Origin of the sequence: Pseudochryseolinea flava (genome assembly GCF_003286915.1) — a bacterium.
In the GTDB taxonomy this organism is placed as follows: Bacteria; Bacteroidota; Bacteroidia; order Cytophagales; family Cyclobacteriaceae; genus Ohtaekwangia; species Ohtaekwangia flava.
In genome coordinates, this window is the sequence record NZ_QMFY01000016.1 from 72,406 (window position 1) to 94,986 (window position 22,581).

Here is a 22,581-nt window from a genome sequence, read left to right on the forward strand (position 1 = left end):
AAACTTTAGAAAAGAAAATGGCAGAAATAGTACGCATGCCTAAGATGAGCGACACCATGACAGAAGGGGTGATCGCTAAATGGCACAAAAAAGTTGGTGACTCGGTGAAATCAGGCGAACTGATGGCAGAGATTGAAACGGATAAAGCGACCATGGATTATGAGTCGTTCAACACCGGAACCGTACTTTACATTGGCGCTAAAGAAGGACAGGCTGTTAAAGTTGATGACGTATTGGCCATTGTTGGAAATAAAGGCGAAGACTACGCGGCATTACTTCAAGGCGCTTCGTCAGCAGCGACTTCAGGTGGCGCGAAAGAAGAACCAAAGGCGGCCGCACCAGCAGCAGCTTCTTCGTCAGGTCCTGCCATTGATATATCTGGCATTAAAGCGGAAATTGTTCTCATGCCTAAAATGAGCGATACCATGACTGATGGTGTTATTGCGGCATGGCACAAAAAAATCGGTGATCCAGTGAAAACTGGTGAACTCCTCGCGGAGATCGAGACCGATAAAGCAACGATGGAATATGAGTCGTACAATGCTGGTACATTACTGTACATCGGCGCTGAAGCCGGAAAATCTGTTCCTGTCAATGGTGTTTTAGCGATCATTGGTGAGAAAGGTGCCGACTGGGAAACGCTTTTAAAGGCAAACTCTCAGAAAGGCGGAAGTAGTGCAGCACCAGCTTCAACAGAAAAAGCGGAAGCAAAATCGTCAGCAGCTTCATCTGCACCGACAGCAGTAGCGGCTGAGTCTGCAAACGGAAGAGTGAAAGCATCTCCACTCGCGAAAAAATTAGCAAAAGATAAAGGTTACGATATCGCTTCGATCAAACCAAGTGGTGAACATGGTCGTGTTACGAAGAGCGATGTTGAAAACTATAAGCCTTCTGCGGAAGCACCAGCAGCAAAAGGAAAGTCTGCAGCACCAGTGTCATTGCCTAAGGTAGTAGGACAAGAAAGTTTCGAAGAAATTCCAGTGTCACAGATGCGTAAGACGATTGCAAAACGTCTTGCTGAAAGTAAATTCTCTGCGCCGCACTTCTATCTCACGATGGAAATTAATATGGACAAAGCCATTGAAGCTCGTAAGAGCATCAACGAAATAAGTCCAGTAAAGATTTCTTTCAATGATATGGTGGTGAAAGCCACGGCCGCAGCGTTGCGCCAACATCCTGATGTTAACGTAAGCTGGCTTGGTGATAAGATGAGAAAAAATCATCATGTACACATCGGTATTGCGGTAGCTGTTAAAGATGGCTTACTCGTACCTGTTGTACGTTTTGCCGATAACAAATCGTTGTCGCATATCGCAACAGAAGTAAAGGACCTAGCTCAGAAAGCGCACGATAAAAAACTTCAACCTGCAGATTGGGAAGGTAGCACGTTTACCATTTCTAACTTAGGTATGTTTGGTATCGAAGAATTTACGGCGATCATCAATCCTCCAGATGCGTGTATCCTCGCAGTGGGTGGTATTAAAGAAACCGCGGTAGTGAAAAACGGTCAACTTGCAGTAGGTAACGTTATGAAAGTAACGTTGTCATGCGATCACCGTGCCGTTGACGGTGCCGTTGGATCTGCATTCCTTAAGACTTTGAAAGGATTACTCGAAGATCCTGTAAGAATTTTAATTTAAGAACTTTGATCAATAACACGTGCCTCCGAATAATCGGGGGCACGTCTGTTTTAACCTGATTCTCTCATGGAAAAAATACATGCAACAACCATCATCGCGATTCGACACAATGGACAAGTAGCGATCGGTGGTGATGGACAAGCTACGATGGGTAACTATGTGGCAAAGAGTAACGTCAAAAAAATACGCAAGCTCCAAGAAGGCAAAATATTGACAGGCTTTGCCGGATCGACAGCCGATGCTTTTACATTGCTAGAACGTTTCGAGGAAAAACTGAACAGTTATGGTGGTAACATGAAGCGTGCTGCGATCGAGCTGGCCAAAGATTGGCGCATGGATCGTTACCTCAGAAAACTTGAGGCTATGTTGATAGCGGTGAACAAAGAAGATCTATTACTGCTCAGCGGTACAGGCGATGTGATCGAACCCGATCATGACGTATGTGCGATCGGTTCTGGATCGATGTACGCGCAATCCGCAGCGTTGGCGTTAAAGAAACATGCACCGCATTTAACAGCTGAGGAAATGGTACGCGAAAGCTTAACGATTGCGGCGGATATTTGTATCTATACGAATCACAATCTGGTGATTGAGAAGCTTTGAAATAATTGAAGTGCATCGAAGTTTTACTCTTGAGAGGAGCTCTGCATAGGCTCCTCTACACTTTCTTCAAGCACAGTCTCTTTTTTAGGAGAAGAATCTTCCAGTAAAATCACAAAGTGTTTCAGATGTGTCGAATGTGAAATCAAAATTTTCACTAGCCCGATAGCAGGTACCGCCAAGATCATACCTGCGATGCCAAGGATTTTTCCACCGATCACCAAGGCAACGATGGCCGCGAGTGCATTGATACTTACTTTCGATCCGGTTATCCTCGGTGTGATAAAATTACCTTCCAGGAATTGAACAATTGAAAAGACGATCACAACGCCTATCGCATACCAAAGACTGTCTTTTGTGATCAACGCCATCACGATCGGGAACAAGGCTCCGATAATGATACCGACATAAGGAATAATGGTAAGTACGCCTGAGAGTATACCGAAGAAGATTGCGTGATCGATACCGACGATCATCAAGCCTATCGCGTTGAGTGTTGCAATGATTAACGTTACAAGAAATAATCCGGAGAGATATCCTTGAACGACGCGTTCCACATCTTTCTTCCAGGCAAGGTCTTCGTTTCCGGGGAGTAGACTTACGAAGAAGTCACGGAACTTGTGACGATAGATTAAGAATAAGAAGATGTAGATTGGAATTTGTACGAGCGTTGAAATTGCATTCGTTGTACCCAACAAAATTCCCGCGGCCATGGCGCTAAAGGTTTTCATCAGATCACGAATCATGGCGGATTGTTCAGCGCCACTGATCCCAAAATCGCGAAGGAGCATGGTCTGTAGATTCGAAATGAACGCATCAAACTTGACTTGCAGATTCGGTAAGTCATTCACCAATGAAACCATTTGACCGATGATCAGCCATATGAAAAGTCCGAAAATCACTATGGTGACGAGGAGCACAATGGTAATCGAAAGCCAAGTTGGAATTTTACGGCGCTCCATTTTTTTGATGATAGGCAGCACCATGATGGAGAAGAGTCCGGCAAAAGCAATGGGAATGATGATGTCGCTAGCGAGAATGATGGCCGCAATGGTTAATGCAACAACGACCATCAACTTGTAGACGTAATCGAGTCTATCAAAGGAGCGAGGGGTATTTTCCGTCATCCCCTAAATTAAGCATTATCGATAGCCTGCAAAATCATCGCGCACGATTCCCTGATTTCTTCCTCCGTAATAGTTAGTGGCGGTGCGATTCTAAAACTGTAAGGATGTGACAGGAACCAATAGCAGATGACGCCAAGTTCTTTTCCTTTCTCGACAATGCGATTAACCCGTTCTGCCGAGTCGAAGTCTATCGCGAACATTAATCCTATTCTTCTAATCTCTTTGATATGCGGATGTGTGAGCAACGATTCGATGAGTTTCCCTTTCGCTTCGACTTGTTCGATTAAATGATCAGCAGTAAGCACCTCTAACGTTGCCAGGGCAGATGCGCAGCACACGGGATTACCACCGAAAGTAGTAATGTGTCCGAGCATCGGATCGTGTGTTAACGTATCCATGATTCTTTTGCTGGCAATGAAGGCACCTATGGGAAGACCGCCACCAAAAGCTTTCGCGATCGTGAGAATATCGGGTACGATGTCGAAATGTTCAAAGGCAAACAGCTTTCCTGTTCTACCCATGCCACATTGAATTTCATCTAGTATTAGCAACGCGCCAGTGTCGTTGCAACGCTTTCGCAATGCTTTCATGTATGCTTTATCTGGAACACGAACGCCGGCGTCGCCCTGAATCGTTTCCATAATCACGCATGCTGTACGATCTGTTATCTGTTGGAGGTCGGGTAAGTGGTTAAAGGTTATAAATTTCACATCCGGTAGTAGGGGGCGAAATGCAGCTTTCTTCACTTCGTTTCCTGAAACACTCAAGGTGCCGTGTGTACTACCGTGATAAGATTTTCGGAACGATACGATCTCTGTTCTTCCGGTATAGCGCTTGGCGAGTTTAAGTGCGCCCTCGTTAGCCTCTGTACCTGAGTTGGTAAAGTAGCAGCAGTGAAGCGAAGGTGGAAGTAGCTCGGTGAGCTTACGTGCGAGTAGGTTTGGTGTAGCTTGGATGAATTCGCCATACACCATCACATGCAGGTGTTTGTCAACTTGATCTTTTATGGCTTGTACAACCTTGGGATGTCGGTGACCGATATTGCTGACGCCGATACCTGAGATCAGGTCGGTGTAGCGTTTTCCTTCTGGTGAGTAGAGGTAAATCCCCTCCGCACGAGCAATGCTAATCAGGTAAGGGAAGGGTGTAGTTTGAGCGATGTTGTTTAGAAAGATGTCTTGACTGAACTCCATCCGGCAAAACTATGCAATTGGATTTTGGCAGCAGCATGTGTTGGAGGAAAAGGCTGGTGCGATAAAAACCGAAACCCCGCTTGCGGCGGGGCTTCGGAAACTAATTAACCTTAAAAAAATCAGTGTGAAGATGAAAAAATGTACAGTTCCAGCTTAAAAAATTGAATTTCAACGCTGACCAGGACGACGTCCAGATCATTAAGGAGGCCTGATGACCTGATCAGAGTTGAGATTCCGTGGGGGAGCCGAAGCTCACTATCTTTAGGAATTTACCGTCACAGAAATCAAAATGCCGGCCACTACAGTGAGCGCCAAAATTAAAACTTGTCTTAAACGTCCAGAGATCCTTGTGTTGGATACAGCGCGGTAGTTTGAGTAAGTAGGCATAGTTGGTTGTTTTTAACAATTCAAAATTCGTAAAAACACACCCCTGTTTTCAACCGAAAGATTGGTTAAACCATACATCGGTAGCTTTACACTTAAAGCATTGGAATAATGCGAGTTATGAAATTCGACATCAAGCGCTGTTAACGCTTCCGCATGTTGTAACTGTCGACGAGTGAAATAAAATCCCTGATAATATCATTCGGCACTGTTACGGAGAGATGATATTGTTCGATTTTCCAGCCGTTTGGGGTTTTTCGGAGCACCCCAGAGCCACGACATACTCCCATCCATGTCGTTAAAAGTTCGGAGAACCATGCACAATCGCCTTGAGATGTTACATGAAGGTCGCGATCGTAAGGTTTAAAGTCCCAAGCTTTTCCTTTGTCGAAGTAGGGCTTTGCAAAAGAATAGAACTGTTCTTTCGTCCAACGCTCGCTCGCGTCAGTGCCGATGTATACGGCGTCTTCAGCCATCGCGGCAAAGAAAACATCACCCTTCGCTTCGGCAGCAGCACGATGCCAGCTGTCGATTAGTAAATTGATATCCTTCTCGTGGGTGGCCCGGTCTATGGCGACTGATGATGACGAGGCGCAGCTGGCGAGTATTAGACAGGTGGCCACAAGAATAATTGGAAGTGATTTCATTGCATGCGAGATTAAACGACACGGCCGCAAAATATTGAATATCGGCCGGATAGCAATCCTTATACGGATCGGCTGCTTTCTGTCGTCGGCAGCGTGTTGTTGGAGAATGTTAAAAACCGCGAATGACTAGTGAGCCACTCGCGGTCCTGATGCAGTTTGACGTGGTAAAATTATGGAGAGCAGTAAAACGTGATCGCCTACAAGCCATGTTTCTCCAATCGGCGGTATAACGATGATCGCGTCAATCCTAGTTCTGAGGCTGCTTGCGTGATATTTCCGTTATACTTCTTCAATACTTTTCGGATGAGTAATTTTTCGACTTCATCAAGATTGTATTGTTCTAGGCTCAGCTGGCCTTCTTCTTTTCCACTAGATGCGGTGAATGTGAAATCTTCTGGCTGGAGTACGCTACTGTTGCTGAGGATGACTGCGCGTTCCACAGCATGTTGAAGTTCGCGGATGTTTCCTGGCCACGGATGTTTATGCATGCGCGACATGGCGGCTTCACTAATTTTGTTGACAGACTTTTCGTACTTCGCTGCATAATGTCTTAAGAAGTGATTTGCTAACAGCGGAATGTCTTCGAAGCGTTCTCGTAGTGCAGGGATTTCAATCTCGATGGTGTTGATCCTGTAAAGAAGATCTTGACGAAAGCGATTCTCCTTCACCATGTCGTACAATGGCATATTCGTTGCACAGATTAACCGAAGATCTACAGCCGTATCTTTATTTGATCCCACACGACTTACTCTTCTGTTTTGCAATACCGTAAGTAGCTTTGCTTGAAGCGGCATTGAAAGATTTCCGATCTCATCGAGGAAGAGGGTTCCGTTATTGGCCAATTCAAAACGTCCAGCACGATCTTCTTTGGCATCGGTAAAAGATCCTTTTTTGTGACCGAAGAGTTCACTTTCAAATAGTGTTTCGGTGATGGATCCCAAGTCAACGCCGACGAAGTTTTCTTTTTGCCGCGATGAGTTACGATGAATGGCGCGTGCGATTAACTCTTTCCCTGTTCCATTTTCTCCAAGGATCAAAACATTAGCATCCGTTTTGGCAACACGCTCGATGGTTTGAAAGATTTTCTGCATCGCCGCGCTTTGTCCGATGATTTCACTGAAACGATTATTCAATGTTTGATTGATCTCCTGATTTTTGATCTTCAGATTTTCGATCACATCACGCGACTCACGTAATCGCATCGAAGAATAAAGTGTAGCCAACAATTTCTCATTCTCCCAAGGCTTCAACACAAAATCAGTCGCACCTGCTTTGATTGCTTTCACGGCCATTTGAACATCACCGTATGCTGTTATCAAAACGACAACTGCTGAGGGATCAATTTGAAGAATGCGTTCAAGCCAATAATATCCTTCACTACCACTGCTAACATCTTTTGTGAAGTTCATGTCGAGGAGGATGACGTCGTAATCCTCGTTGTTCATGAGCGCAGGAATGGCTTCGGGATTTTTTTCTATATCGACTTGTGCGAAATGACGCTTCAGGTGCATTTTCGCTGCCTTTAATAAATCTTCATTGTCGTCTACGATGAGAATTCTGCCTTGCTTTGGTTCCATTAGAAAAGGTATTTCGGATGATTTAGGTGTACAAATACAAACATCATGTCCGGTACCGGGCAAAGGCCATACCGAAACTGTTAGTCGCTTTTCTGGCATCAAAATGCCGGTTTTCAAATGAATCGACTGTCCGATAGCGTTCGATTGCGGACAGATCCGTTCACGGTTGAACGAACACCGGACGCCCATTCTTCTCAAATTATGCGATTCCTGTAGTAGAAAGCGAGATTCTGTGCTTGGCACGCTTGTTGGCATCCGGCTGTCCAGGGAATCTTCTCTATCGATATCGAAATGAGGTGAAACCCCGAAGCAAAAAACTTAACCAATGGATAAACAGATTGTCAAGAAGAAGTGGACGTTAAAGCGTATTGCCACGTTTGGAGGTATCTCTCTATTTGTAATTGTTGTCGCTTATCAACTCATCTTCGCCGATAGACGAAGCACGCTGAAAATTGATAAAGACAAGATCACAATCTCTGAGGTTAAGCGTGGAAATTTCCAAGAGTGGATTCCGCAAACGGGTACTGTTGAGCCTAGCCGTACAGTATATCTTGATGCTGTTGAAGGGGGAACGATTAAAAGAGTGGTAGCTGAAAGTGGCGCCATGCTAAAAAAAGGCGACGTTATTCTTGAGTTAAGCAACCTTAACCGTGAGTTGGATGTCTTAGCACGAGAAGCTGCTCTGAACGAAAGTATTACCCGCGTTCGTGATACCAGACTTGCCATTACCAGAAATGACTTGGAGCAACGTCGTATGTTGGCGGAAATTGACGGGCAATTGGCGATTCTTGAACCACAATATTTACGAGAGAAGCAACTATTTGAAAAAAAGCTGATCTCTAAGCAGCAGTTTGAAAAAACTCAGGCTGACTATAAGTATAACATCCAGCGTCGTGATATCACCTATGGTGGTTACCGTGCAGACTCAGTAGATCGTATTCGACAACTTCGTGAGTTGAATTCTGCCGAGTATCGCATGGGCGAAAACTTGGATGGGGTAGGAAGAATTTTGGATAACCTGGTGATCCGCGCCCCGATGGATGGTCAACTTTCAAGACCACAGTTGGACGCGGGACAAAACGTGACAGGAGGTCAACGTCTCGGCCAAGTGGATGTAGTGGGTAGTTATAAAGTGAAAGTACCGATCGATGAGATTTACTTGCCAAGAATTTCTACCGGATTGATCGCGACGACAACACTGAACAATAAGGACTATACTTTGGAGATCACGTATATTTATCCAACCATTCAAAATGGACGATTTGAGGTGGATATGAATTTTACCGGCGACTTGCCAAGTGGTATCAGAAGAGGTCAGTCAGTTCGTTTAAGAATTGGATTAGGTCAGACTTCCGAGGAATTGTTGCTGCCAGTAGGCGGATTTTTCAAGGACACCGGCGGAAATTCAATCTTTGTATTAACAGCCGATAACAAGGCAGAGAAACGTCCGATTAAGTTGGGCCGTAGAAGTGGCAACGAATACTTTGAAGTGCTAGAAGGATTACAGCCTGGCGATAAAGTGATCACATCTTCCTACGAAAATTTTGGAACGAGTGAAGTGCTCGTACTCAACTAAAATGTAACCTATCGCATCGAAATGTTGTCAAACGATGTAACGATTCGAAAAAGACACAGTATATAAGGAATTAATCGATAACCATTATTTAAAACACCAGCCATGATCAAACTTAAAAACCTTGAAAAAGTGTACACCACCGAAGAAGTGGAGACAACAGCGCTTAACAGCATTAATGTAGAAATAAAAGAAGGCGAATTCGTCGCTATCATGGGACCGTCAGGTTGCGGAAAATCTACGTTGCTGAACATCCTTGGCTTGCTTGACAATCCTTCAGGGGGTGAGTACTTCTTCGGCGAACATGAAGTTGCGAAATACTCAGAGCGTCAGCGCGCGCAATTACGCAAAGGTTCTATAGGTTTCGTTTTCCAAAGCTTCAACTTGATCGATGAGCTTACCGTATTTGAAAACGTAGAGCTTCCATTACTGTACATGAAAGTACCGGCAGCGGAGCGTAAGCAACGTGTAGAAGAGGTGTTGGAGCGCATGAATATTATGCATAGAAGAAATCACTTCCCGCAACAGTTGTCGGGTGGTCAGCAACAACGTGTAGCGATTTCGCGCGCCATCGTTGCCAAGCCGAGAGTGATCCTCGCCGATGAGCCTACAGGTAACTTGGACTCTGCCAACGGCGAAGAAGTGATGAAACTCCTCTCTCAGTTGAACGAAGAAGGAACAACGATTGTGATGGTAACGCACTCTCCGTATGATGCAAACTATGCACACCGTATCATCAACTTGTTCGATGGAAAAGTTGTAACTGAAAATACACAGAAAGCTTTCCATATTTAGTCTTTTCTAAAGAATTCGTTAAAGAGACATCAGGTGATCGTGGCCTTTCATCAGTACCTGATGTCTCTTTTATTTTCTCTCTTTTATCTTTCTACTTCGACGGAACCAGCTTCTCTCCGCGAACTCCTTTAACGCGATATCGCTTTTGAAAAAACATACACCCTCACCCATATGATCAAGAACTTTCTACTGATCACGCTAAGAAGTATGATGAAGAATAAGCTTTTTCTCTTCATCAACATATTCGGCATGGCCATCGGTATTGGCTGTTGCATTGTTGCTTATTTTAACTGGGAGCACGATGCAAGTTGGGATGCACACCATACCAACAAAGAAAAGATTTATCGTGTTAGCATGACGCGTGAATTTGAAGGGCAAACGCGATTACATTCTCATGCTTCTTTTCCTTTGGGCGAAATTGTTCAGCAGACGATACCAGATGCATCAAAGTCGACGCGATTTTCACTGTCGTGGTCAAATTTTAAAATAGGCGATAACCTCTTCTATGCAGACCTTGGTTATGTCGATCCTGATTTCTTTGAAATGTTTTCGTTTGAGTTACTCTCCGGTAAGCCGGCAGATTTGAAAGATAAGTCTAAACTTTTTGTCAGCCAGGAAATGGCGATGCGATTGTTTGGCTCGCAAGATGTTGTAGGAAAAATGGTGACACAGGTAATTGGAAACGATCTCAAAGAATTTCAAGTAGCCGGCGTTTTTAAGAATCAACCAAAGAACTCAAGCTTTCAACGTTCTTCATATGCGAATTTTGAAAACGTGTTTGATGACGATAAAAACCTGAAGCGCGATGATTGGCGCGCTCAAACGACACTGTTCTTGCAGGTGGATGATCCAACACGTGTCAACACGATTACGGCGCAGCTGCAACAATATAAAACGAATCACAACAAGGTTCGTGAAGATTTTCAAATTCAAGCCTATGTTGTTGAGCCATTTGAAGGCATGGCGCATCGTGATCGGGCAACAGATACCTGGGCTGATACCCGCGAGTCGAACCCGATACCGGCTGTGATAGCACCGATTTTCATGGCCGTCCTTTTATTATTGATCGCATGTTTTAATATGACCAATACTTCCATTGCCATTTCGTCGCGCAGACTAAAAGAAATAGGCGTTCGGAAAGTAATGGGCAGTATGCGCATGCAGCTCGTAGTTCAATTTATTGGCGAGACAATGTTCATTTGTGCCATCGCGTTAATCATTGGATTGTTCATGGGAGAATTATTGATCAATGCTTGGAATTCACTTTGGGAAGAGATGAAGATTACTTCGCACTACCAAGACAATCCTGGGATCGTTTTGTTTTTATTGGGTATGCTGTTGTTTACCGGACTTATTTCAGGCGGATATCCCGCCCTATACATCAGCAACTTCGAGCCCGTAAGCATTTTAAAAGGTAAACTTCGTTTTGGTGGTACTAACTGGTTTACAAGAGTGCTGCTCGGACTACAATATACTTTTTCATTTATTGGATTAGTTTGTGCGATTGCGTTTTATCAAAACTCTATATATCAACGCGACTTCGATCTTGGTGTTAATCAAGACGGTATCATCATTGCGTACGTCGATAACGGTAGTGAGTTCGAAGTGTATCGAAATGCGTTGCTGGAGAACAAAGATATTCTAGGCATTGCGGGATCGGAGCATAGTGTTTATTCGTCGCGGTATTCTACGCCAGTGAAATATCAATCCAAACAAACAGAAGTAGAAGCGATAAATGTGGGAGATCACTATTTGAAAACGATGGGGCTTACCTTGTTGGATGGACGTGATTTCGAAAAGGATTCTGAAACGGATCAGAAAGAGTCGATTATCATCACCGAAAAATTTGCGGCTACATTCAACTGGGATAAACCGCTTGGTAAGGAAATTATCTGGCATGATTCCGTAAAGCTTTACGTTGTTGGGGTTGTAAAAGATGTGTATACACAGGGATTGTGGCGCGAGACTCAGCCCATGATGATCCGATATGCCAATAAGGAAAAATACACACACGTGATCGTTAATGTGCCGGTGGAAAAAGCTACAACCGTGAATACGTTCATGGAATCGCAATGGCGGGAAGTATTTCCCAATAGACTTTATAACGGCAGATACATTAATGAGATTATGATCGAGGCCTATACTGTAAACAACAACATCGTGAAGATATTTGTCTTCTTGGGCGTTGTAGCGCTGATGTTATCAGCCACGGGGTTGTTTACATTGGTTTCGTTGAATATCATCAAACGTATGAAGGAGATAGGTGTGAGAAAAGTACTCGGGGCATCCGTTGGAAATATCAGCCGCATCATCAACGCGGAATTCGCGATCATTTTGAGCGTTGCTGCACTGTTGGGATGTTTTCTCAGCGCGTTGTTGGTTGATGCGCTCATGGATAGCATTTGGGACTATTATCAGGCAACAGGTTCATTAACTTTTGTTATTGCAATCGTGTTGATGTTCATTACATCAGCAATAACGATCGGTGCAAAAGTACTGGGAGCGGCTGCAACAAACCCTGTCAATACGCTGCGCGTGGAATAGTATTCTCGATAAAATTAAATTTACTGTTGTGGTAACCTGATGCATAGGCGAGGCGTCTTATATCGGGTTACCACAATTCTTTTGAACTCAACTCAATAACCATATGCTAAAAAACTATTTCACTGTCGCGTTAAGAACGATCATGAAGCACAAGTTCTTCTCGGCAATAAACATTGTCGGTCTTGCTATTGGGCTAACGGTGTGTTTGCTGGTGGGCATGTACATTGCTGACGATCTGAGCTATGACAAGTTTCATCGCGATAACGATAACATTTATCGTGTTGCGCTGGATGGGAAACTTGGTGACCAAGAAATTAAGTCAACAACTACTTGTACGCCGTTGGCTGATGCACTCGTGCAGGAGATTCCAGGCGTTGAAGCAGCGACACGTATTTGGCAATGGCGAAACACGGTGATCCGAAATGAAGATAAATCGTTCATGGAGCAACACGTGATGATGGTTGATTCAAACTTTTTTCAATTCTTTTCTTTCGAACTCATTGAAGGCGATCCGTCAAAAGTACTCATGGAGCCTAACACCATGGTTGTGACGCGCGCTGTTGCAAGTAAATATTTCGGAACAGAAGAAGCGATTGGTAAAATGCTCAGTGTAGGAGACGATAACAAAGCCTACAAGATAACCGGCATTTGTGAAGAACCGCCAGGGAATTCACACATCAAGTTTGACGTCTTATTAGCAGGGTCGCAAGGAGACTTTTTTAGACAACCTGTTTGGACAAACAACTCATTACATACCTACTATCGAAAGAACGCGCAAGTATCGGTAGCTGATATTGACAAAAAATTGGAAGCGATTACGATACGGAATGTAGGCGCCGAGTTGGAGAAGTTCCTCGGAATGAGCTTCGAAAATTTTGTGAAGAACGGCGGTAAGTACGGATACTACTCATTCGCTATGACCGATACGCATTTGTATGTGCCTCATTTGGAACACGACATTGCCGTGCATGGCGACATCAAATACGTTTATGTTTTAGGTGCGATAGGAATATTTGTTTTGTTAATCGCTTGTATAAACTTCATGAATTTATCGACTGCGCGTTCTGCAGGTCGCGCGAAAGAAGTAGGACTTCGAAAAACATTAGGGTCATTCAGAAGTCATTTGATCGGACAATTCCTTGCTGAATCTGTGATTTATACCATCATCGCCGCAGTAATTTCTTTGCTTGCCGTGTATGCACTTCTGCCTTCGTTTAATTTATTGTCAGGGAAGGAATTATCATTTGGACTCCTTTTGTCTGGTCCGTTTTTATTAGCCATTGCAGCTTTGATTGTGGTGGTGGGTTTGATTGCAGGAAGTTACCCAGCGTTCTACTTGACATCATTTAATGCAGTTGAAGTATTGAAAGGCAAGGTTAGAGCAGGAGCAAAGAGTAAAGGTATTCGCAGTTTCTTAGTGGTGTTTCAATTCTGGATTTCGATTGTGTTGATTATTTGTACAGGCGTTGTTTATCAACAACTTCGGTTCATGCAAGAGAAAAATCTTGGTTTGGACAAACACAACGTTTTGATTTTGCGAAATATGGCACGCCTCGATAAAGGCCGTGAAGCTTTTAAAAATGAACTACTCCGCCATACCAGTATAGAGTCAGCGAGTTATTCTAATAATATTTTTCCAGGTGTTTCTAGCAATTCAGTATTTCGCGCGAATGGAACGGTGGAGGATAAAATCCTTGGTTGCTACTGGGCAGATCACGATCATCAAAAAGTTATGAAATTTGAATTGGCTGATGGACGCTATTATTCGAAAGACTTTCCAACGGACAGTTTGGCTTGTATCATTAACGAGGCAACGGTGAAAGAATTTGGCTGGACTGATCCTTTGAACCGGAAGATCGTGTCTTATCAAGGGAATAGTCCGGATACACTAACGGTGGTTGGCGTCGTAAAGAACTTTAACTTCGAGACGTTAAAATCGCAGGTACGTCCACTGATTATCATGTTATCAGATGTGAATAACACTTTACAAATACGATACAAGGGTGCACCTCAAGAAGCGATCGCTGCGGCGGAGGAACTTTGGAAAAAACAAGCGAGTGGTGAACCTTTTGAATATGTATTCTTGGATGAAAGTTTCGATGAGATCTTCCGTGAAGAGCAACGATTAGGAAAGTTAGCCACCGTTCTTACAGCGCTAGCCATCTTAGTTGCCTGTATGGGCTTATTTGGATTGGCGGCATTTATGGCAGAGCAACGCACGAAAGAAATTGGTATCCGGAAAGTAATGGGTGCATCAGTAACGAATCTGAGCTTATTATTATCGCGCGAATTTATGGTATTGGTAGCCGTTGCATTTCTCCTTGCCGTGGTGCCGGCATGGTATGTGATGAATGGGTGGCTGGAGTCGTTTGCATTTAGAATACCCGTTCCGATTTGGGTTTTCGTTACGAGTGGTGTTGTGGCGGCCCTTGTGGCGTGGCTTACCATAAGCTACCAGGCTATTAAAGCTGCGGTAGCCAATCCGATCAATTCCATTCGATACGAATAATCTTTTATTCATCGACAATATAAACAGAAGGTACTCGAAAGGGTACCTTTTCACGTTGATTCGCCGAATACCCAATGTTAAGTTTTTGTTAAGAACCGAGTTATCGGGTTTTCATTTACTATTTTACGTTCCCAATTAACAATGGACATGGAAAAACAAAAGTCATCTAAGAAGGAATTGAAGGGGCTTATCAATGATACGCTTCAAGAAGCCATTAGTCGTCTCGCATTGCCTGAACCAACAAAGAAGGTTAAGAAACTGATTTATAGAAACGCTAAGAAATTGGCGACGGTTTATTCAGATATGATGAAGCGTGAAGAAAAGAAAAAACGCAAGCTTGAACGTGCCGATGCCGCGCCGAAAATCAAAAAAGCGAAGAAAGTTAAAAAGCCTGCACTTGCTGAAGCGATGTAGGACTGTTATAAGTGAGAATGAAAGGCCCTCGTGATGGAGGGCTTTTTTATTTTGTCAATTCCGGTGAGACTTACGCCAACTTAGACTGGATGCTTTTTCTTGTAGCCACTCATAGATAGCTACATTCGATAGAATCAAAAGCATTCCATAAAAGATATCTTCTACTGGGATCGTGCCAATGCGGATGCCAAGATTATGCGTGTTGTTGTACCAAACTACTTCACCTTCGATAAATGATCCTGTGAGAATTCCATTCACGATAAAAAAAGGAATGAGAATGACGGCGTAAGCAAAATAAAATCTTCCCATGTAACGCGGACGCAATTTTAATACAGACCACGCTAGGAAGAACGCGAGCATAATGAATGTGATGCCCGTATAAAGTCTTTCCATATAGGCCGCGCCGATTACAAGCAATGTCACAATGAGGGCGCTCGATATCAGCTCGTGATGAGGATAAAGGAAATCATTTTCCATTAAGTGATTCAATGCAAAGTACGTGAATACGCAGGCGTAAGGAATGCAGATGAAGAAAAGTACTTCCTCAAGTGGGAGTGTGCCGATATACCAACCGGTGACATACTCGTTTCGGAATCCCCAAATATTGGCTTGGGTGAATACTTCATCCCAGACGAGGAAGATTATTGCCGGTATGGCGATCGCTGGAAGCAAGTATTTCCATTTCTTGTAAAATGGCGCTTTAGGGTAAAAGCTCGCAAGAAAGGGGACAAGAATCGTGAGGATGTCGATTGTGAGATATAAATATTTGGGGTTCAATGGATGATACTATTGAGTTTCTTGACGGTTTTGCTTAAAGCTAAATATTTTTGGCTCATATTTCTTCGGCGCATACAAAAAACCGAATGCTTCACAGTCTTCTTTCGTGTGTTTTGCATGATGAACGTAATGCGCGTTGATCATTCGTTGAAGGTAACGGCTCCTTTTCACCGGACGCCAACGTATCCGCTGGTGAACAATGATGTCGTGGAAAATGAAATAGAAAATCCCATAGCATAAAATTCCTATCCCGACGGCAATCATATATGGATTGTAATGTACGATTGTGAAATAGTAGAAAATTGCGATCGAAGGAATGCTGAAAACAACAGCGAACAAATCATTGCGTTCTAGTTCGTGGTTGTGCACGGTGTGATGGGATTTGTGCCACACCCATAAGAAGCCATGCATAATATATTTATGTGAAAACCACGCTACGAATTCCCAAAACAGAAATGTTGCAATCACGATGAAAGCACACAGTATGATTGTAAGTATACTCATGTTCTAATGTTTAAAATCGTGATCAGTTTTCTTATCGAAATATGTTTTTAACGTTTCGAACCTGTAGTCAAAAATACGACTTACCTCGCGTCCTACAAAAAGCCAATTGGCCAACTGACCGATCACGCCAAAGGGTATTGCATAATGCAATTCATCTGTCATCAACGTTCCGCCATTGTCTTCTGAAAAAGAATGTTGGTGATGCCAAAGTGCATAAGGGCCGAACCGTTGGTCGTCAACGAAATGATGAGGTTCGTTAACATGTGTTATCTCAGTAACCCAATGCAATGTCCACCAAGGGAATAGTTTGATCTTGTAGCGAATCAATTGACCAGCGTACATTTTTTCACCTCCCGAAATCGACACGATATGAAATTTCATTCGCGGTGGAGTAATGGCGCCAAGATTGGCTGGCGATGAAAAGAATGTCCATGCCTCTTGAATTGAAATCGGAAGAAATTGCGTTCGCTTCAGGTGATATATTTTCATTCTCCACTAATCGTTTAAAGCTTTCTTATAAGTTTCCAATACACGTTCACGCGCAATCTTATGGTCTACTACCGGGGCTGGATATTTTGGTGTGCCCCATTCGGGAACCCACTGCTTGATGTATTTGTGGTCCGCGTCAAACTTATCGGTTTGTAATTCTGGGTTGAACACGCGGAAATACGGTGCTGCGTCGCATCCAGAACTCGCAGCCCATTGCCATCCACCATTGTTTGAGGCTAAGTCGTAATCTAATAGTTGTCGCGCAAAATAAGCTTCTCCCCAGCGCCAATCGATAAGGAGATGCTTGACAAGGAAACTCGCGGTAATCATCCTCACCCTGTTATGCATAAATCCTGTTGCATTCAATTCGCGCATGCCAGCATCGACGATTGGATAGCCGGTTTTTCCGTCACACCATTTCTCAAATTCTTTCTCATTATTCCGCCAGCGAATTTGATCGTATGCTGGCTTGAAAGCCTTATTCACAACGTGCGGAAAATGGAAAAGGATCATCGCATAGAAGTCGCGCCAGATTAATTCATTTAACCAAACTTCATTCTTTTTCAAAGCGATCTGCGCGAGTTTTCGGATGCTTACCGTTCCAAAACGAAGATGAACACTCAGCCGCGTTGTTCCCTTAATAGCCGGATAGTCGCGCGTCTTGTGATAGTTTTGAATAATGGCCTGTGAAATTACCCGTGGTGGAAAATAAGCATCACTTTTTCCAAAACCGATATCTTGAAGCGAGGGTGTATTTACCTTCTTAAACTTTTTAAAGTTATTGAAGTACTTTTCTGTAGGATACGATTTGAGAAAGAACTTGTTCAGCTTGGCTTTCCACTTTTTACTGTAAGGCGTAAAAATAGTATAGGGCTTCCCATCATCTTTTATGACTTCGTCCTTTTCAAAGATGACGTGATCTTTGAAGTGATGAAAAGCAATGTTTTTTTTCATCAGCAACGCCTTCACTTGATCGTCACGCTTGATCGCATATGGTTCAAAGTCATGGTTTGTATAAACAGCCTTCGCGTGAAGCCGGTCATACAATTTTATTGGATCACCATAAAAGATGAGCAACGAAGAGCCGAGTTCTTCAAGCTGTGACTTCAGTTGAAGCAACGACTGATAGATGAAGTCAACACGTCGATCATTCTTATCCTCCAGTTCGTTTAAGATTACTGAATCAAAAATGAAAATGGGTACGACTTTACTGTTGCCATGCAAGGCGCGATAGAGGCCAGCGTTATCATCAAGACGCAAATCTCTTCGAAACCAGAAGATCGTGTCTTCAGGTTTAATGATCTCAAACAGCTGTTCATTAGACCACATCAAATAGATAATACTTAGTGATGCGGCATCTCATAGCGTGTAGTGTTGGTACTCGCCATGGTTGATAATCAATTTAAACCATTCGGTGTATTGCTCAGGATGACGTTTGATGTCGTCTTTCAATGAACCGATGTTGATGTATTTCCAATCTTCCACTTCGTCTGGGTTTACATTCGGAACGTTGTTGTACTGTCCGAAGTAGACATAGTCGAGTTCGTGTTCAGTAAGCCCTTGGTCGAGTTTTGCCGTATAGATAAATTTGTACGCGAACTTCGCTTGCAGATCGATACCCATTTCTTGGTTTAACTTTCTCCGCGCTGCGTCATCCATCGATTCGTCTGGTAGGGGGTGGCTGCAACACGTGTTCGTCCACAAACCACCACTATGATATTTTTTCTTTGCTCTCTTTTGGAGAAGCAGTTCCCCCTTGTCATTAAAAAGTAGAATTGAAAAGGCGCGATGAAGTTTTCCACTGCGATGCGCTTCCATCTTTTCCATGGTCCCTATCGCATTGTCGGCTTCATCTACAAGTATTACTTTTTCCATTAAATCAAATTCAGTTGATGTTTAACAAATGAATAGGCCAATAGACCAGCCTTATGCCGATTTCTAATTCTAATTCGGTGCCGCATCACCAGCTCCGATGGCGTATTCTTAATTTTGTTGAAGAGTGCTTTGTAATAAACATAGGCTACGTACACGCCGAACCTGGCGGACTTGGGAAGTTGTTTTATTCCTTTATATCCTTCATCGAAATCGTCTTTGATTTGCACTTCAATTTGCCGCTTACACTCTTCTGTAAAATGGTCCAGGTTGACGCCCGGAAAATAGCTTCGTCCCATTCCCGCATAGTCCGCATTCAAGTCACGAAGAAAGTTTATTTTTTGGAAAGCAGCTCCTAAACGCATCGCAAAAGGGGTAAGCTTATTATAATTTTCTTCGTTGCCATTGCAAAACACTTTCAAACACATTAATCCAACAACTTCAGCAGACCCTAGGATGTAATTTTCATACGATTTTTGATCGTGCTCTTTGCATAAGAGATCCATCTCCATGCTTTTTAGAAACTGTTCGATAACGTCGTGGCCAATGTTATATTTATTCACCGTTGCTTGAAAACTATTAAGAATAGGATTTAAGCTAATCTTTTCTTGAATCGCTAGATAGGTCTCTGCTTTAAATCGTTTGAGGAGTGTATCCTTATCATAGTCATGAAAAGTGTCGACGATCTCATCGGCAAAACGCACAAATCCGTAGATCGCATAGATTGGATCGCGAAGTGAATGATCTAAACAACGGATGCCTAATGAAAATGACGTGCTATACATTTTGGTCGTTAGCCTACTGCAACGCACGGATACTTTGTCGAAGAGTTCTTTCATAAGCGACTTTTTGTTTGCTGATGTCTTTTGATCAATTCATTAGCAACCACTTCACCCGAAATAATGGATGGTGGTACGCCTGGTCCGGGAACAGTCAGCTGTCCTGTATAAAACAGGTTATTTATTTTTTTGTTTATAATGGACGGTTTAAGATTAGCCGTTTGCCGGAGTGTGTTGGCAAGGCCATATGCATTTCCTTTAAACGCGTTGTAATCGGAAATAAAATCATTGTGCGCGTAGCTTCGTTTAAAAACAATATGGTCGCGGATCGATTCACCGGTAAGCGCCTCGAGTCTTTCCATCACAAGGTCGAAGTATGTGTTGCGCACAGCCTCGGTATCATTCAAACCAGGAGCAACAGGAATAAGAATAAAAATATTCTCCGAGTCTACTGGGGCCACGCTGTCGTCTGTCTTCGATGGACATGAAACATAAAACTGTGGCGCCGAGGGCCATTGCGGTTGCTCGTAAATTTCTTTTGCGTGTATTTTAAAATCTTGATCGAAAAATAGAGTGTGATGCAAGAGTCCTTTGATGCGTTTGTTCACCCCTAAAAAGTATATCAGGCTCGACGGCGCAAGCGTTCTGTTGTCCCAATAACGCGCATCGTATCGTCTGTACTTTACAGGAATCAAATGTTGTTCAACGTGATGATAGTCGGCACCGGCAACAATATAGTCGAATGGTCTGAATTGTTCATTGACAACAAGGCCTTTTGCGCCGACGCCATTCATTTCAAGTTGCTGCACGGTGGAAGAAAGTTCGATTTTTACACCGCTTTTTTTGGCAATGGTAGCCATCGCGTCGATCACTCTATGCATGCCACCCATTGGATACCATGTTCCTAACGACATGTCGGCGTAGTTCATCAAGCTATAAAGTGCGGGTGTCTTTTCGGGTGTGGCACCTAGGAAGAGAACAGGAAATTCAAGCAGTTGTATCAGGCGTGGATTCTTGAAGAATTTTCTGATGTATGAAGATATTGAGCTGAAAACATGTAACCGTGCAGCGTCTCGCATCAACTTAATGTCAAAAAATTCAGTCAATGAAAGGCCAGGTTTGTACACGAGATCCTTGATGCCAACATCATATTTGAATTTCCCCTCTTGCAAAAACTTGCGAAGTTGCTGGGCGCTTCCCGGTTCAATGCTTTCGAATAGTTTACAAAGCGCATCTTCTCCTGCGGGGATATCGAGATAGTCATCTTTCCCGTAGACAACGCGATAAGATGGATCTAATCTTTTAAGCGAGTAAAAATCTTTTGTGTCGAAGCCAAAGGCGTGAAAAAATTTGTCAAAAACATCAGGCATCCAATACCAACTTGGGCCCATGTCGAAAGTAAATCCAGCAGATGTAAACTTTCGCGCACGTCCACCGATCGAGTCGTTCTTTTCAAATAGGGTTACATCGAATCCGGCCTTTGCTAGAAAGCACGCCGATGAAAGTCCAGCGAATCCAGATCCAATCACGCCGATTCTACTCATAGCTTTATAAGGTAAGCAGGAAGTTAATTAATATCCTTGTAATCTTTTTTGGATTTCCTTGCGTGCATGAAAAATACGGTTCTTCACCGTACCAATCGGTATATGAAGATGTTCGGCAATCTCGTGATACTTATAACCAGAAGTGTACATTTTGAATGGCGTAAGAAACTCGTCCTTAATGTGGTTTACGTTCTGCCAAATTTCTTTGAACTCAACACTTTCCTGTGGTCTGTTGAAGGTGTAGTCTTCTTCAACATTTAGATAATAAAGATCTTTTGTCCGATCATGACTTGTACGTTCGCGCTGCACACGCCTATAGTTGTTGATAAAGGTGTTACGCATGATCGTGAACAGCCAGCCTTTCAAATTTGTGTCTTCTTTGAATTTGTCACGATAGGTCAACGCCTTTAATAAAGTGTCTTGTACGAGGTCATGTGACTCCTCTTTGTCGCGGGTAAAGCGTTTTGTGAAAGTCTGAAGAGTGCTCCGCAGACTTGCAATTTTGTATGAAAATTCAATGGCGGTCATGACTTTATGTTTAATTGTTCGTTTTAAATGTTAAACAAATATAGGGCAAAGACGCAATTATGGTATATAATGTTTAATAAAAATGTTAGAACATTAAACAAAAATTAACTTAAAGGATTTCAATAGCGGGGTTGAGAGTCGTTACTTGGCCAGCGTGGGAAGAATGTTTTTCAGCTCAAGGACGGTGGAAAAAGTTTGAATGTTGTTGACTTTCAGTCCTTTGTAGCGCTGTATCTGTAAACCAGAGGCGAGGATCAATAGGTCGGGGAAGTCGTTGGTAAGTCGTTGAAAATACTGATCGATTGGTTTGCTGGGCAGCGATGTAATGGAAGTAATAAGTGTTTGCGGTCGATGGATTTCGACAATTTTCATGAGGTCATCGTGGGGTACGTTTTGCCCAAGGTAATATGTTCTGTAGCCGGCTTTTCGGACCAGATAGTGATAAAATAATAGTCCAATTTCGTGCAACTCGTTTTCTGGAAGAAACAACAATACGCGATGTGCTGACGTTGGCGGTAATGCTAATCCATCGATGGCAACGATAATTTTTTGTCGGACTAGATTAGAAATGAAATGTTCGTGCGCTGGTGTGATGTTTTTGGTTTGCCAGAGTACGCCGATTTTTTCAAGAAATGGATAGATCATCTCCGTGATCGTTTTCTCGAACCCGTAGCGAAGGATGAGTGTGTTTAGAATTTTTTCGAAATGTGCTTCGTCAATATCGATCATGGCTACCACCAATTGATCGATATGGATTGTTGCTTCATTTTTGATTTCGCTGATCTCTAACACTTTTTCATGAACCTCTTTATCGGTCATGCTTGCAATGCGCGAGATTTTTATTCCGTAGTTGTTTAGTAAAGAGATGTTGATAATTCTTTTCAGATCTTCATCGGAATAGAATCGGATATTGGTTTCAGTTCGGCTAGGGCTGATGAGGTTATGTCGCTTCTCCCAAATACGAATGGTGTGCGCCTTAATTCCCGAGAGTTGTTCCAGATCTTTTATGGAATATTTCCCCATGATCTACTTTTATCAACCTTTAAACAGGTTGATGGGTAAATTGTTTTCCTGCCTTGGCCGGA

At 43.1% G+C, this 22,581-nt stretch carries 20 protein-coding genes; 7 read left to right on the forward strand and 13 right to left on the reverse strand.

Annotated features, from left to right (window positions below; translation table 11 throughout):
• Window positions 1-17 precede the first annotated feature (17 nt).
• Both DQQ10_RS23010 and hslV read left to right on the forward strand, forming a co-directional pair.
• A complete protein-coding gene (locus DQQ10_RS23010; RefSeq protein ID WP_112749286.1) occupies window positions 18-1,640 on the forward strand; it encodes a pyruvate dehydrogenase complex dihydrolipoamide acetyltransferase in 1,623 nt (540 codons plus the stop codon).
• A 66-nt stretch (window positions 1,641-1,706) separates the two neighbouring features.
• Complete coding sequence (gene hslV, locus DQQ10_RS23015; RefSeq protein ID WP_112749287.1) at window positions 1,707-2,243, forward strand: ATP-dependent protease subunit HslV; 537 nt, start codon at window positions 1,707-1,709, stop codon at window positions 2,241-2,243.
• A 23-nt stretch (window positions 2,244-2,266) separates the two neighbouring features.
• On the opposite strand, the gene DQQ10_RS23020 is transcribed toward hslV, so the two are convergent.
• From DQQ10_RS23020 to DQQ10_RS23035, 4 genes are all read right to left on the reverse strand, one after another.
• Entirely contained in the window at window positions 2,267-3,367 is a 1,101-nt protein-coding gene (locus DQQ10_RS23020; RefSeq protein ID WP_112749288.1) for an AI-2E family transporter, read from the reverse strand.
• Between the two features lie 8 nt (window positions 3,368-3,375).
• The gene (locus tag DQQ10_RS23025; protein ID WP_112749289.1) at window positions 3,376-4,560 is read right to left on the reverse strand and encodes an aspartate aminotransferase family protein; all 1,185 of its coding nucleotides are present in this window, start codon (window positions 4,558-4,560) and stop codon (window positions 3,376-3,378) included.
• A gap of 527 nt (window positions 4,561-5,087) precedes the next feature.
• On the reverse strand, window positions 5,088-5,591 hold the full coding sequence (locus DQQ10_RS23030) for a nuclear transport factor 2 family protein (protein WP_112749290.1): 504 nt from the start codon (window positions 5,589-5,591) through the stop codon (window positions 5,088-5,090).
• A gap of 197 nt (window positions 5,592-5,788) precedes the next feature.
• Window positions 5,789-7,168 (reverse strand): sigma-54-dependent transcriptional regulator, encoded by a 1,380-nt coding sequence (locus DQQ10_RS23035; RefSeq protein WP_112749291.1) that lies wholly within the window; start codon window positions 7,166-7,168, stop codon window positions 5,789-5,791.
• Window positions 7,169-7,493: 325 nt separating this feature from the next.
• Here DQQ10_RS23035 and DQQ10_RS23040 point away from each other — a divergent pair, with 325 nt between their 5' ends.
• The 5 genes from DQQ10_RS23040 to DQQ10_RS23060 all read left to right on the forward strand — a co-directional run bounded on the left by DQQ10_RS23040 (window position 7,494) and on the right by DQQ10_RS23060 (window position 15,003).
• The gene (locus DQQ10_RS23040) at window positions 7,494-8,744 is read left to right on the forward strand and encodes an efflux RND transporter periplasmic adaptor subunit (protein WP_112749292.1); all 1,251 of its coding nucleotides are present in this window, start codon (window positions 7,494-7,496) and stop codon (window positions 8,742-8,744) included.
• Window positions 8,745-8,846: 102 nt separating this feature from the next.
• On the forward strand, window positions 8,847-9,536 hold the full coding sequence (locus DQQ10_RS23045) for an ABC transporter ATP-binding protein (protein WP_112749293.1): 690 nt from the start codon (window positions 8,847-8,849) through the stop codon (window positions 9,534-9,536).
• A 171-nt stretch (window positions 9,537-9,707) separates the two neighbouring features.
• Window positions 9,708-12,080 (forward strand): ABC transporter permease, encoded by a 2,373-nt coding sequence (locus tag DQQ10_RS23050; protein WP_112749294.1) that lies wholly within the window; start codon window positions 9,708-9,710, stop codon window positions 12,078-12,080.
• A gap of 103 nt (window positions 12,081-12,183) precedes the next feature.
• A complete protein-coding gene (locus tag DQQ10_RS23055; RefSeq protein WP_112749295.1) occupies window positions 12,184-14,589 on the forward strand; it encodes an ABC transporter permease in 2,406 nt (801 codons plus the stop codon).
• A 147-nt stretch (window positions 14,590-14,736) separates the two neighbouring features.
• Window positions 14,737-15,003 carry a hypothetical protein gene (locus tag DQQ10_RS23060; protein ID WP_133259738.1) on the forward strand — a complete coding sequence of 89 codons (267 nt, stop codon included), beginning with the start codon at window positions 14,737-14,739 and terminating at the stop codon, window positions 15,001-15,003.
• A gap of 54 nt (window positions 15,004-15,057) precedes the next feature.
• Here the strand turns inward: DQQ10_RS23060 and DQQ10_RS23065 are convergent, their stop codons facing one another.
• From DQQ10_RS23065 to DQQ10_RS23105, 9 genes are all read right to left on the reverse strand, one after another.
• Window positions 15,058-15,780, reverse strand: coding sequence for a lycopene cyclase domain-containing protein (locus tag DQQ10_RS23065; protein WP_112749297.1), 723 nt, complete (start codon window positions 15,778-15,780; stop codon window positions 15,058-15,060).
• A 9-nt stretch (window positions 15,781-15,789) separates the two neighbouring features.
• Window positions 15,790-16,284, reverse strand: coding sequence for a sterol desaturase family protein (locus DQQ10_RS23070; RefSeq protein WP_112749298.1), 495 nt, complete (start codon window positions 16,282-16,284; stop codon window positions 15,790-15,792).
• 3 nt (window positions 16,285-16,287) lie between these two features.
• Window positions 16,288-16,773: an SRPBCC family protein gene (locus DQQ10_RS23075; RefSeq protein WP_112749299.1), complete on the reverse strand. Its 486-nt coding sequence runs from the start codon at window positions 16,771-16,773 to the stop codon at window positions 16,288-16,290.
• 6 nt (window positions 16,774-16,779) lie between these two features.
• Complete coding sequence (locus DQQ10_RS23080) at window positions 16,780-18,102, reverse strand: cryptochrome/photolyase family protein (protein ID WP_112749300.1); 1,323 nt, start codon at window positions 18,100-18,102, stop codon at window positions 16,780-16,782.
• Between the two features lie 30 nt (window positions 18,103-18,132).
• Complete coding sequence (idi, locus tag DQQ10_RS23085; RefSeq protein WP_112749301.1) at window positions 18,133-18,648, reverse strand: isopentenyl-diphosphate Delta-isomerase; 516 nt, start codon at window positions 18,646-18,648, stop codon at window positions 18,133-18,135.
• A complete protein-coding gene (locus DQQ10_RS23090) occupies window positions 18,648-19,484 on the reverse strand; it encodes a phytoene/squalene synthase family protein (protein ID WP_112749302.1) in 837 nt (278 codons plus the stop codon). Before DQQ10_RS23090 ends, idi begins: the two co-directional genes overlap by 1 nt.
• The gene (locus DQQ10_RS23095) at window positions 19,481-20,968 is read right to left on the reverse strand and encodes a phytoene desaturase family protein (RefSeq protein WP_112749303.1); all 1,488 of its coding nucleotides are present in this window, start codon (window positions 20,966-20,968) and stop codon (window positions 19,481-19,483) included. Before DQQ10_RS23095 ends, DQQ10_RS23090 begins: the two co-directional genes overlap by 4 nt.
• A gap of 27 nt (window positions 20,969-20,995) precedes the next feature.
• Window positions 20,996-21,496 carry an RNA polymerase sigma factor gene (locus tag DQQ10_RS23100; protein ID WP_112749304.1) on the reverse strand — a complete coding sequence of 167 codons (501 nt, stop codon included), beginning with the start codon at window positions 21,494-21,496 and terminating at the stop codon, window positions 20,996-20,998.
• Window positions 21,497-21,637: 141 nt separating this feature from the next.
• Window positions 21,638-22,519: a MerR family transcriptional regulator gene (locus DQQ10_RS23105; RefSeq protein WP_112749305.1), complete on the reverse strand. Its 882-nt coding sequence runs from the start codon at window positions 22,517-22,519 to the stop codon at window positions 21,638-21,640.
• Window positions 22,520-22,581 lie beyond the last annotated feature (62 nt).

What these genes read in the sequence shown, in the direction of transcription:
- DQQ10_RS23010 (WP_112749286.1), top strand. Translation starts at nt 18, where the DNA reads ATGGCAGAAATAGTACGCATGCCTAAGATGAGCGACACCATGACAGAA.
- hslV (WP_112749287.1), top strand. Translation starts at nt 1,707, where the DNA reads ATGGAAAAAATACATGCAACAACCATCATCGCGATTCGACACAATGGA.
- DQQ10_RS23020 (WP_112749288.1), bottom strand. Translation starts at nt 3,367, where the DNA reads ATGACGGAAAATACCCCTCGCTCCTTTGATAGACTCGATTACGTCTAC.
- DQQ10_RS23025 (WP_112749289.1), bottom strand. Translation starts at nt 4,560, where the DNA reads ATGGAGTTCAGTCAAGACATCTTTCTAAACAACATCGCTCAAACTACA.
- DQQ10_RS23030 (WP_112749290.1), bottom strand. Translation starts at nt 5,591, where the DNA reads ATGAAATCACTTCCAATTATTCTTGTGGCCACCTGTCTAATACTCGCC.
- DQQ10_RS23035 (WP_112749291.1), bottom strand. Translation starts at nt 7,168, where the DNA reads ATGGAACCAAAGCAAGGCAGAATTCTCATCGTAGACGACAATGAAGAT.
- DQQ10_RS23040 (WP_112749292.1), top strand. Translation starts at nt 7,494, where the DNA reads ATGGATAAACAGATTGTCAAGAAGAAGTGGACGTTAAAGCGTATTGCC.
- DQQ10_RS23045 (WP_112749293.1), top strand. Translation starts at nt 8,847, where the DNA reads ATGATCAAACTTAAAAACCTTGAAAAAGTGTACACCACCGAAGAAGTG.
- DQQ10_RS23050 (WP_112749294.1), top strand. Translation starts at nt 9,708, where the DNA reads ATGATCAAGAACTTTCTACTGATCACGCTAAGAAGTATGATGAAGAAT.
- DQQ10_RS23055 (WP_112749295.1), top strand. Translation starts at nt 12,184, where the DNA reads ATGCTAAAAAACTATTTCACTGTCGCGTTAAGAACGATCATGAAGCAC.
- DQQ10_RS23060 (WP_133259738.1), top strand. Translation starts at nt 14,737, where the DNA reads ATGGAAAAACAAAAGTCATCTAAGAAGGAATTGAAGGGGCTTATCAAT.
- DQQ10_RS23070 (WP_112749298.1), bottom strand. Translation starts at nt 16,284, where the DNA reads ATGAGTATACTTACAATCATACTGTGTGCTTTCATCGTGATTGCAACA.
- DQQ10_RS23075 (WP_112749299.1), bottom strand. Translation starts at nt 16,773, where the DNA reads ATGAAAATATATCACCTGAAGCGAACGCAATTTCTTCCGATTTCAATT.
- DQQ10_RS23080 (WP_112749300.1), bottom strand. Translation starts at nt 18,102, where the DNA reads ATGTGGTCTAATGAACAGCTGTTTGAGATCATTAAACCTGAAGACACG.
- idi (WP_112749301.1), bottom strand. Translation starts at nt 18,648, where the DNA reads ATGGAAAAAGTAATACTTGTAGATGAAGCCGACAATGCGATAGGGACC.
- DQQ10_RS23090 (WP_112749302.1), bottom strand. Translation starts at nt 19,484, where the DNA reads ATGAAAGAACTCTTCGACAAAGTATCCGTGCGTTGCAGTAGGCTAACG.
- DQQ10_RS23095 (WP_112749303.1), bottom strand. Translation starts at nt 20,968, where the DNA reads ATGAGTAGAATCGGCGTGATTGGATCTGGATTCGCTGGACTTTCATCG.
- DQQ10_RS23100 (WP_112749304.1), bottom strand. Translation starts at nt 21,496, where the DNA reads ATGACCGCCATTGAATTTTCATACAAAATTGCAAGTCTGCGGAGCACT.
- DQQ10_RS23105 (WP_112749305.1), bottom strand. Translation starts at nt 22,519, where the DNA reads ATGGGGAAATATTCCATAAAAGATCTGGAACAACTCTCGGGAATTAAG.